Source organism: Rhodococcus sp. T7 (assembly GCF_009872365.1).
GTDB lineage: Bacteria > Actinomycetota > Actinomycetes > Mycobacteriales > Mycobacteriaceae > Rhodococcus_F.
The window spans coordinates 1-551 of sequence record NZ_WXYH01000308.1 but is presented as its reverse complement, the minus strand read 5'-3'; the positions used below and the strand labels follow the sequence as shown (position 1 = coordinate 551).

The window sequence follows — 551 nt, the reverse complement described above, 5'->3', positions numbered from 1 at the left end:
GCGGCGGCGGTCGGGGACGGCACCGCGAAGACGGCGAAGGCCACCTCGGCGGCGGACGCGGCGATCCAGATGGCGTACGCCAACCAGGTCATCGTCGTCCCCGGTTACGGGTTGGCGGTGGCGCAGGCCCAGCACGCGGTCAAGGACATGGCCAAGCTGCTCGAGTCGAAGGGCGTCGAGGTCAAGTACGCGATCCACCCGGTCGCGGGCCGGATGCCCGGGCACATGAACGTGCTCCTGGCGGAGGCGGACGTCGAGTACGACGCGATGAAGGAAATGGACGACATCAACGACGAGTTCTCACGCACCGATGTCACCCTGGTGATCGGCGCGAACGATGTCACCAACCCGGCCGCGCGGAATGATCCGTCGTCGCCGATCCACGGCATGCCGATCCTGAATGTGGATCAGTCGAAGTCGGTGATCGTGCTCAAGCGGTCGATGAACTCCGGGTTCGCCGGTATCGACAACCCGCTGTTCTTCGCGGACACCACCTCGATGCTGTTCGGGGACGCGAAGAAGTCGGTCTCCGAGGTCACCGAGGAACTCAA

General features: G+C 65.2%; 1 protein-coding gene. It reads left to right on the top strand.

The features are described 5' to 3' along the window. On the top strand, nt 1–551 hold a 551-nt coding region (locus MLGJGCBP_RS24130), incomplete at both ends, for an NAD(P)(+) transhydrogenase (Re/Si-specific) subunit beta (RefSeq protein ID WP_201453186.1).